Annotated in this window: 13 protein-coding genes; 7 read left to right on the top strand and 6 right to left on the bottom strand. The window is 72.5% G+C overall.

Annotation, left to right across the window (positions count from 1 at the left end):
- Positions 1–58: 58 nt before the first annotated feature.
- Together ACFWNV_RS38125 and ACFWNV_RS38120 are read right to left on the bottom strand one after the other, a co-directional pair.
- Positions 59–610 (bottom strand): hypothetical protein, encoded by a 552-nt coding sequence (locus ACFWNV_RS38125; RefSeq protein WP_383956445.1) that lies wholly within the window; start codon positions 608–610, stop codon positions 59–61.
- Between the two features lies 1 nt (position 611).
- Positions 612–1,160, bottom strand: a complete 549-nt coding sequence (locus ACFWNV_RS38120) for a hypothetical protein (protein WP_383956442.1) — start codon at positions 1,158–1,160, stop codon at positions 612–614.
- A gap of 168 nt (positions 1,161–1,328) precedes the next feature.
- Between ACFWNV_RS38120 and ACFWNV_RS38115 the strand changes: the two genes are divergently transcribed.
- Positions 1,329–1,832 carry a hemerythrin domain-containing protein gene (locus ACFWNV_RS38115; RefSeq protein WP_383956440.1) on the top strand — a complete coding sequence of 168 codons (504 nt, stop codon included), beginning with the start codon at positions 1,329–1,331 and terminating at the stop codon, positions 1,830–1,832.
- A 134-nt stretch (positions 1,833–1,966) separates the two neighbouring features.
- Positions 1,967–2,236, top strand: coding sequence for a DUF6296 family protein (locus ACFWNV_RS38110; RefSeq protein WP_383956437.1), 270 nt, complete (start codon positions 1,967–1,969; stop codon positions 2,234–2,236).
- Positions 2,237–2,267: 31 nt separating this feature from the next.
- Here the strand turns inward: ACFWNV_RS38110 and ACFWNV_RS38105 are convergent, their stop codons facing one another.
- Both ACFWNV_RS38105 and ACFWNV_RS38100 read right to left on the bottom strand, forming a co-directional pair.
- Entirely contained in the window at positions 2,268–3,968 is a 1,701-nt protein-coding gene (locus tag ACFWNV_RS38105; RefSeq protein WP_383956434.1) for a SpoIIE family protein phosphatase, read from the bottom strand.
- 152 nt (positions 3,969–4,120) lie between these two features.
- On the bottom strand, positions 4,121–4,948 hold the full coding sequence (locus tag ACFWNV_RS38100) for a ribonuclease BN (RefSeq protein WP_383956432.1): 828 nt from the start codon (positions 4,946–4,948) through the stop codon (positions 4,121–4,123).
- A 314-nt stretch (positions 4,949–5,262) separates the two neighbouring features.
- On the opposite strand from ACFWNV_RS38100, the gene ACFWNV_RS38095 reads away from it, so the two are divergent.
- The 5 genes from ACFWNV_RS38095 to ACFWNV_RS38075 all read left to right on the top strand — a co-directional run bounded on the left by ACFWNV_RS38095 (position 5,263) and on the right by ACFWNV_RS38075 (position 7,773).
- Positions 5,263–5,793, top strand: coding sequence for an ATP-binding protein (locus ACFWNV_RS38095; RefSeq protein ID WP_383956429.1), 531 nt, complete (start codon positions 5,263–5,265; stop codon positions 5,791–5,793).
- A gap of 188 nt (positions 5,794–5,981) precedes the next feature.
- Positions 5,982–6,221 carry a hypothetical protein gene (locus ACFWNV_RS38090; RefSeq protein WP_383956426.1) on the top strand — a complete coding sequence of 80 codons (240 nt, stop codon included), beginning with the start codon at positions 5,982–5,984 and terminating at the stop codon, positions 6,219–6,221.
- 86 nt (positions 6,222–6,307) lie between these two features.
- On the top strand, positions 6,308–6,736 hold the full coding sequence (locus tag ACFWNV_RS38085) for a hypothetical protein (RefSeq protein ID WP_383956423.1): 429 nt from the start codon (positions 6,308–6,310) through the stop codon (positions 6,734–6,736).
- 140 nt (positions 6,737–6,876) lie between these two features.
- Positions 6,877–7,119: a protealysin inhibitor emfourin gene (locus tag ACFWNV_RS38080; protein ID WP_383956420.1), complete on the top strand. Its 243-nt coding sequence runs from the start codon at positions 6,877–6,879 to the stop codon at positions 7,117–7,119.
- Positions 7,120–7,362: 243 nt separating this feature from the next.
- Positions 7,363–7,773, top strand: a complete 411-nt coding sequence (locus ACFWNV_RS38075; RefSeq protein WP_383956417.1) for an SsgA family sporulation/cell division regulator — start codon at positions 7,363–7,365, stop codon at positions 7,771–7,773.
- Positions 7,774–7,818: 45 nt separating this feature from the next.
- Here ACFWNV_RS38075 and ACFWNV_RS38070 read toward each other — a convergent pair whose 3' ends face one another.
- Together ACFWNV_RS38070 and ACFWNV_RS38065 are read right to left on the bottom strand one after the other, a co-directional pair.
- On the bottom strand, positions 7,819–8,232 hold the full coding sequence (locus tag ACFWNV_RS38070; protein WP_383956415.1) for a hypothetical protein: 414 nt from the start codon (positions 8,230–8,232) through the stop codon (positions 7,819–7,821).
- Positions 8,233–8,322: 90 nt separating this feature from the next.
- Entirely contained in the window at positions 8,323–8,610 is a 288-nt protein-coding gene (locus ACFWNV_RS38065) for a hypothetical protein (protein ID WP_383956412.1), read from the bottom strand.
- Positions 8,611–8,665 lie beyond the last annotated feature (55 nt).

Below are 8,665 nucleotides of genomic sequence, written 5' to 3'. Positions count from 1 at the left end.
CCACGTCCCCCAACCCGGACCCGGGTTGGGGGACGTGGCATGCGGCATGTGGCTGAACTCAGATGTCGAGGAGCCGGTTGACCTGCGAGCGGTAGGCCTGGAGGGTCTGCCGCAGATCCTCGGTGGCCACCTGCTGCTCGCCGCGGTCCCATTGCTTCCCCAGCCCGCTCCGGTGTTCGGAAAGGGTGTCGGCGAACGTCTGTATGACCTCCGCCATCAGGGTGTCCGCCGCCCGGACCGCCTCCTGCGGATCGTCCACGAACCGGCCCTGGATCTCGCCCCACCGCGCGCGATAGCGCTCGGCCCCGGCGGTTCCCATCAGCGGTTCCCCCTCGGTCCGGGGTGCGGCTACCGCCTCCGCAGGCTGGGATTCCCGTACGTCCTTCGGTACGTCCTTCGGCAGGTCCTTCGGCAGGTCCTTCGACAGGTCCTTGGGTACGTTCTGCTGCGTTACATCCCGCGGAACGGGCACCGCTTCCCGACCGGCTCCGTGCGCCCCTTCGCTGCCGTCCGCCGGCGCGGGGTGTGCGAGATCTTCCGAGGTCAGGACGCGATCCGGTGCCCGCCCCGCGGTGTCGTCGTGGTTCTGGTCCTGGTTCAGGTTCGGCATGTCATCGGCTCCTCTGGTCGGCGAGCAGGTCTTCGAACAGGGCGCGGTAATGGACCATCGCTTCGCGCAGCTCCTCTGTCGTCGTCGCCTGTCCCGCATCGCTGCGCGTCTTCACCGCGTGCGCGGCCCGGTATTCCTCCAGCGTGCGGCCGTGCCGCACCGAGAGATCGCGCACCTGCTCCTCGTACCCCTCGGTGGGATAGCCGAGCTCACCCATCACCCGGGTCACCAGCTCGTCGGCTTCCGTCACGGATTTTTCGGGCCCGTCCACGAACTGCCGCTGCACGCCGGTCCACTCGTCCGCGTACTGCTGCCGACGATCGGGGGCGAGCTCCTTGATGCCGAGCCGGTCGTGCCGCTGCTCACGTTCGCGCAGGTCCCGCTCGGCGGCCCGTTTGTCGCCCTGTTCCTCTACGGTGCGGTCGTACTCCGGCCCGAACCGTTCACGCAGGTGGCGTCGTCGGGCGGCCGGCGCCCACAGCAGGGCCGCGAGCGCGAGCATGACGACCGCTGCCACGACGATGACGGCTATCAGCACATTGGTTGACATCTTCTGCCTTCGTCCGGGGGCTCATCGTGTCTGTCGGCGCGGCTGCCCCGTCGGCCGGCGCCCAAACGAACGGGTGCGGTCCGGGGTTCCGGGTTTCAACCGCGCACCTTTGAGCAGGCGCCCTGCGTACCGAAACCCCCGATAACGGGCTGAGCGGAAGGACGTGGCATGGCCGCGGACAAGCAGGAGACCCAGGACGTCGTCGCCGTGATCCTCAAGGACCACCGCACCATGGAGGACCTGTTCCGCCGCATGCGCAGTGTGGAGGCGGACCGGGCGGACGCCCTCGCGAAGTTCTCCGCGCTCCTCGTCGCGCACGGCGAGGCGGAGGAATCCGAGGTGTACGGCGCGCTGAAGCGGTTCAAGGACGTGGACAACGCGGAGGTCGAGCACGGGACGAAGGAGCACGCCGAGGGCAACGAGGCGCTGCTCGCCCTGCTGGAGGTGGCCGAGGTGGGTTCCGACGCATGGGACGAGCGTCTGGAGGACCTGGTCAAAGCGGTGACCCACCACCTCGACGAGGAGGAGCGGACCATCCTCAACGACACCAGGGAGAACGTCCCGGACGAGCGGCGCGCCGAGCTCGGGGCGGCGTTCCTCAAGGAGCGGGAGCGGCAGCTCGCCGCCGACTGCGGCAGCGTGGAGAACGTGCGCGCGATCGTACGGGGATGACGCCGTCGGCGGCAGCGGCGGCCGAGCAGCGCCGGCCGCCACGACCGGCACCATCGGGCCCGCGGGGGGAGGATGAGACGGAAGGACTCATTACGACTGTCCCGCGCCGGCACCGGCGCAGAGGGGAGTGGGTGATGGGACACACCGATCCGGTCGCGGACCAGCCGGAGGACGAGGCACGGCGCGCCTACGAGCTGGTGTTCCCCGGCATGGCCGAGGGCGGCCCGGATGTCGTCCGGGTGATCGCCACGGACCGGAAGGGTCCAGGCGGCAACCCGGTCTACGAGGACTCCACGGGCATCATCCAGGCGGAGATCAGCGAGGGGTCGGAAGTACGCGTACTGGCCACCGGGGCCGGTCAGGAACCGGCTGCCGGAGTCACGGCCCGGCCCGTACCCGGGTGATCCTTCAAGGCCTTCAGGGCCTTCAGGGCCTTCAGGGACCGGGGACGCGCACCGCGAACAGGACGGTGTCGTCCTGGGCCTCCTGCGGCCCGATGGTGTCCAGGAGCGAGCGCAGCAACGCGTGCAGCCGGATCCCCGGCGGGGCCGCGGCGAGCTCGCGGGCGAGCCGTTCGAGGTTCTCGTCGATGTCGGTGCCGCGTTCCTCGATCAGCCCGTCGGTGTACAGCAGCAGCGTGCTGCCCGGGGGAAGCACACGGGTTCCGCAGGTGCGGGGCCCGGGCGGCAGGGCGTGGTGCAGCAGGACGTCGTGCTCGGTGAGGCTTTCCACCGTGCCGTCCGGGGTGAGCAGGAGCGGGGCGGGATGGCCGGCGTTGCTCCACTTCAGGTGCCAGTGACCGTCCGCCACCGGGCGGACGTGGGCGTGGACGGCGGTGCCGCTGGCCGGCAGGTCCAGGCGCCGACAGGCCCGTTCGAGGGCGCCGAGGGCCTCTTCCGGCCCCTCGCCGGGGTGGTCGTGGTCCGCCTGGCGCAGCATGCTGCGGACCTGTCCCATGAGGGCGGCGGCCCGCATGTCGTGTCCGGTGATGTCGCCGACCGTGAGCGCGAGCGCTCCCGCGACGCCGCTGCCCGGTACGCGGGGCAGGGGATAGGCGTCGTACCAGTCTCCGCCGACCATGTCGTCCCGTGCCGCGGGCCGGTACAAGGCGGCCAGTTCCAGGCCGGGTGCGTCGGGGAGGTCGGTGAGCATGGCCCGCTGGAGCTGGCTGGCCGCCGTCACGCGGTCATCGAGGTGGATCGCGCGCTCGACCGCCTGGGCGGTGTAGCCGGCGATCGTGGTCAGCATCGCCCGTTCGTTCAAGCCGATCTCGTGCGGGGCGTCCCACCCCAGGACGAGGGCGCCGAGCATGCCGTGCGTGCCGCGCAGCGGCAGGCAGGCCGCGGCGTGCAGGTTCAGGGCGTCGAATCCCGGGCACGCCAGGGTGCTCGCCGAGGTGCCGGAGGGGGCGTCGGAGTCCGCATGCGGCCCGGTGACCACCACCATCCGGTTCTCGCGCACCGCCCGCGCGACCGGCCAGTGCGAGCCGAGGGCGAACTGCTCGGGAAGGTCTCCGGGGGACGCGTCACCATCGACGGGACTCGGCACCCGGTGGAGCATCCCCTGCCGGACCAGGAGCAGATCGACCCGGGCGGGCTTGAGGTCCCCGCTGACCAGGTCTCCGACCCGTTGGCGTACGTCGTCCAGGCCGCGGGTGTCGGCGAGGTCCTCGGAGGCCCGTAGGAGCAGCTCCGAACGGTTGAGCAGCTCGTGCACCCGGGAGGCCTCCTCCTCGGCCGCTTCGCGGGCCTGACGCCCGATCTCGGAGCGCACCCGCATCCGGGCCTGGGCGCTGCACGCGGCGGCCAGATCAGAGAGGTCCTGTACCTCGTCCTCGCTCCAGACCCGGAGATGGGGGTCCACGACGGCGAGGACGCCGAGGAGCTCGCCGGAACTCCCCACCAGGGGGACACCGGCGAAGGAGAAGGCCGCGGTGCCGTCACCGGCACTCGACAGGAACCGGGGCCGCCCGTCCTCCGCGACCCGGCGGCAGCACTCCAGTACGGCCCGGTCGGGGCTCGTCTCGGCAGGCCAGCACTCGGGGAGCACACCGGCGGCCTCACCGGCCGGCTCCAGGCATACGAGTCCCAGCGGAACGGAGAGCACGCGGGTGGCAAGCCGGGCGAACCGATTCAACCGTCTTCCCTCCCACACGCATCCGGGGGCCGGACCCGCCCGCCCCCAGACCTGCACCCCGCAGGTCAGGGCACCATCCTAGGCCGTCTCCTCCGGATCTTGTCGGGCCCGGCAGGATCCGAGAGAGACGACCTGGGCCCCCGGCCCCCGCCTCACCCGCCGGGTTCCACCGGAGGCGGCCGGCGCAGCAGCTCGTCGTGGAGGAGCCGGCCGACGAGCGCGCCGCCGAACACGACCACGCCGATGCCGACGAGCCAGGTCTGGATGACGAGGACGGTCCCGAAGGGGCCGTAGGTGACGGCGCTGGACGCGATCAGCGGAGAGAAGACGAGCCGGGAGAAGACCCGCAGCCCGAGCAGCCCGAGCATGGTGGTCACCGCCCCGGGGAGCAGAGCGGCCCAGGGGATGCGGCCGCCGAGCAGCAGGCGCTGGGACCACCAGAAGAACAGGATGCCGATCACCACCGTGACGAAGCCGCGGACGGGGGACTCGCGCCACGGCGGGGCGATCGCCGAGAGGAAGAGCACCCCCACCAGCACGCCGAGCCACAGCACGTGACGCCACCGGGCCCACCAGCGGGACGGAGGCAGGTCCCAGACCCGTTCGTAGCCGCTCTGCAGCATCGTGCCGAAGGACAGGCCGAACACGGCGAGCAGTGCGAGGCCGAAGGCCGTCGTGGTCCGCCAGGCCTGGCCCGGCAGGGCGAAGAGCCGCTCGATCTCGGCCCTGGCGGCCGGCGACACGCCGAGCCCGTCCCCCAGCCACTGCGCGAACCCCTGCCCGCTGCGCGTGTCCGCCGCCGACACGACGATGAGCAGCGGTACCAGGGTCAGGAATCCGAGCGCCGCGAACCCGAGGGAGCGTTGCCACAGGTCGACGTCCCGGACGCGGGCCCAGCGTCGTCCGGCCCGCGCGCGGCGGCCGGCCCTGCGTATCCGCCCGAGGGGCGACAGCCGACGGGGCGTACCGGACCCGGTCATCTCACCGGCGGCGGATGCGGTGAGCGGGACGGGAGTGACGGGTGGGCCGGGGGCGAGGTAACGGGCATGGCGGCTCCAGGTGCTGCTTTCACGGTAGAACCCTCCCGACGGGGAATCCACCGGCCGCCACCGCCGGGACGGCGTCCACGTGTCCGGGCGATCAGGCCGGGCATACGCGGACCGGGGAAGACGGCCGAGGGACGGCCGGTCCGGTCCCGACGAACACGGTGGGTCAGGTCTATGTCTATGGAGTCAACGGTCGGGGTGAAGCGGCAGTGAAGCCGACGGGAGAGGCAGAGGGTGATCCTCGGCACGTGGGCGCGGGCTCGGGCGTGGACGCGGGCTCGGGCTCGGGCGTGTGCTCGGGCGGCCCGGTCATGGGCCAGCGGCGCCGGCTCGCCCTGCGCAGTGTCCGGGGCGCGGTCGGCAAGGGGCGTGACTTCACCCGCCGGGCCCTGCGGGACTGGGGGTGGGACGGGCGGGAGAGTGCCGAGGACGCGTTGCTCGTCGTCTCCGAGCTGGTCACCAACGCCGCCCTGCACGCACACGGCTGCGAAGAGCTCGTACTGACCGCCGGCGAGACCCTGCGGATCGAGGTGCTCGACGGCGTGACGGAGCTGCCGTGCCCCGGAGCGGTACGCCGGCCCGGCGTCCCCGGCGGCCACGGCCTGCACCTCGTGCGTCGGCTCTCCGACCGGTGGGGCTGCTACCCCGCCGGCGCGGGCAAGGTCGTCTGGGCGGAGATCGAGTCCTCCCGCCTGACCGCCCGCCGCCGGGACCCGAATCCCCCGCCCCCCGGGCCACAGAGGCCCGGGCCCGGGCGCCGGGGGCCCGGTCGGCGCTGAGCCGCCGCGTACGCCTTCGCCGGCGGCCCGGCCCGGCCCGGCCCGGCCCGGTCCCGCCCGAACCGAAGGCTTCTCGGCTACCGGGGGACCTGCGTTCCCCGTTCACGGTACGGGCGGCCATCGAGAAGCGTCTGAGGGCGACGGCACGGGGTAGGCGCCGGAGGACCGCACCACCGAAGGAGGACGAGATGACGGCACACGAACATTCCCGGCGCCACCCTCGCACCACCCCGTCGGAGGCCGAGGGGGAGAGCGGCGACCGCGAGGCCCGCCGGCAGGCCGACGAAGCCGTCGTCCGGCGTCCCGACGGGGGCGACGGCGAAACGGATGCCGGCGGACACGAGGCCAAGCGGCAGCGCCCGGGCATCGGCCGCGAAGAGCAGGATCGCCCGCACGACCCGAAGCCGTCGGCCGGCCGGACCCAATGAGCCGGACCCAGTGAGCCAGATCCAATGAGCCGGACCCAGTGAGTCAGAACCAGTGAGCCAGAACCAATGAAACGGAGTGATCGCTGATGCGCACCACAGCGGCACGGGTGATGGGTGTGGCCACCCTCGGGTACGGAGTGGCCGTCGCCTGCCGGCCCAAGGTGCTGGCCCGCCCCTGCGGCTTGGCGGAACAGGGCTCCTCGGCACTGCTGATCCGCGCCCTCGGCGTCCGCGACGCCGTCGTCGGCGCGGCCATGGTCGCGGTCCCCGCGGGCAGCGCGCTGCGCACGGCGGTCCTGTGCCGGGTCGCCATCGACGCGGGGGACGCACTGCTCTTTGGTACGTTCCTGCCCCACCGGACCGAGCGCGCCAAGGCGGCCGCGGCCGCGCTGGCCTGGGCAGCCCTCTGCGGCTGGACCCTGACCGGCGGTGAAGGTCCGGCGGCGCCGCTCGTCAAGGACGCGGCCAACGTCGCCGTACGGGCCGCCCAGTCCGCCACGCGCGCCGAACTCTGACACGGGTGAATGAGCAACTGTCGGCCAGGCATCGGCGAGTTCGAGCCGTTGACCTCGAGGCGCGGGCCCGGCGGGGGAGCGGCGCCCGATCGGGGGCAGGCGAGTACACCGACAGCTCCGACATCCGAAGGAGAACGGCCATGCTGATCACTGTCAGTCGCTCCGGGGGTTTCACCGGCGTGGACAAGATGCGGAAGATCGACACCTCCGTCCGGCGGGATGCCGCGGAATGGGAGGGCCTCGCGCGGCGCGCCGTGCGGCCGGTCGCGGACGCCTTCCACTACCGGATCACGATCGACGGCCAGGCCGTCGACCTCGACGAGGCGGGCCTGACCGACGACCAGCGGGAATTGATCCGTGCGGTCCTCGGCGAAGGGGCCTGACCCGCTCCGCCGGCCCGGAAAGCTCCGCGTTCCGACCGTTTGAGCCCGTACGACCCGCCCCCGTCGCCCCGTTGCCCCGTTGCCCCGTCGCCCCGTCGCCCCGTCGCTCCGCCGCAGGCGCACCGCCTGCGGCGGAGGTCTGCGGCCCCCCTTTGTCTCGCGGTTCCCCCGGCCGGTCCAGTGTGGTGGGGGCGGAGCGGGGCACACGCGCGTAGCCGTGCAACTCATCTTGGAGGCCTGTCCATGTCCTGCGTATCCGCTCTGATCGTTGTGCGCGTCGAGACGGCGACGGGCCACGTGCAGTTCCTTGCCCGCTTCTCGTATGACGGCGGTGACCCGTACGTGGTGCAGGCGGAGTTCCTGGACGGTGACAAGGTCCTGGCACGGTGGCACTTCGACCGGCAGATGCTGTCCGAGGGGCTCCACCGTCCGGTGGGGGAGGGCGACGTCGCATTCCGCCCCGCTCAGGGGTCCGGCCGCGACGAACTCCGCGTCGACCTGATCGGCCGGATCGCCGACCGGCAGGACAATGCCGTCGTCTTCGTCGATGCCCCCGGGCTGAGGGGCTTCCTGAACGAGACCTACGCCGCTGTCGCCGCCGGGGAGGAGTTCCTCGACCTCGACAGGCTCCTCGACGAGTTCCTGGCTCGCTGAACAGCGCGAGTTGAACAGCCCGGGCGTCTGGACCTCCGCCGCCCGCTACTGCGGCCCGGGGTGGTCCCGGTCGCCTTCGGTACGGGCTCGGTTCTCGTGCGACTCCTTGGCCGGCCGGAGGCCCAGCATCTCGCGGAGCGAGGCCAGGTCGTCGGGGCCGGCCGTACGGGACTCGATCACCTCTTCGGCGCGCTGGTGAGGGTCCGTGAGACCCGGTACGGGACTCCGGCGGAGGGGCCGGACCGAGGCGCCCCCTCCGGACTCATCCTGCGGGCCGGGGCGCAGCCGGCACCCGGAAGCAGCCGCGCAGACGGCTGTGGTCCCTGCGGTGCGGCGGCCGGGCCGTACACGCCGTGAAACGAGGTCAAGGGCCTCCGTCAGGAGGCGGGGGCAGAGCGAGGGCGGGGGAAGGGGCAGGACGGCGGAGAACCGCAGGGCGTTGCGACGTCGGTCTGTCATGCGGCCCTCCTACCCCACTCGCGCGGGCTAAACGGAGGTCGCACTCGGCCGGTGGGCCTAGGGCGGCCCGCTCTCCACACGTTGAGTGGGTCATCCTGCTGTGACAGGAGGGAAACCCCGGTTGCTCCGTACTCCCCGGGAGCGGTGTGCCAGCCTGCGGGCGGTGTGCACACTGCGTCGCGCCAGGCAGAGTTCGCCCGCAGAGACGTGGCAGGTCGGGCAGGGCTCGGCGAACGCACCGTGCCGGAAACGGCGGTGCGTCTCGTAGGCGGCGTCCAGCGTCGCGTCGAGCGCCGAATGCGGGAGGCCGACGGCTGTGCGGGCGGCTGCGTGCACCGACCGCCGAGGGGCGACTTCCAGGACCGGGGTGGTGCTCATGAAGGGATCTCCTCGTGCAAGGGGAGCGCACGCAAGCCGTGCCCACTCACGGGCG

Source organism: Streptomyces sp. NPDC058401 (genome assembly GCF_042722885.1).
Lineage (GTDB): Bacteria > Actinomycetota > Actinomycetes > Streptomycetales > Streptomycetaceae > Streptomyces.
The sequence above is the reverse complement of the archived record's forward strand: the minus strand, read 5'-3'. Positions and strand labels throughout refer to the sequence as shown.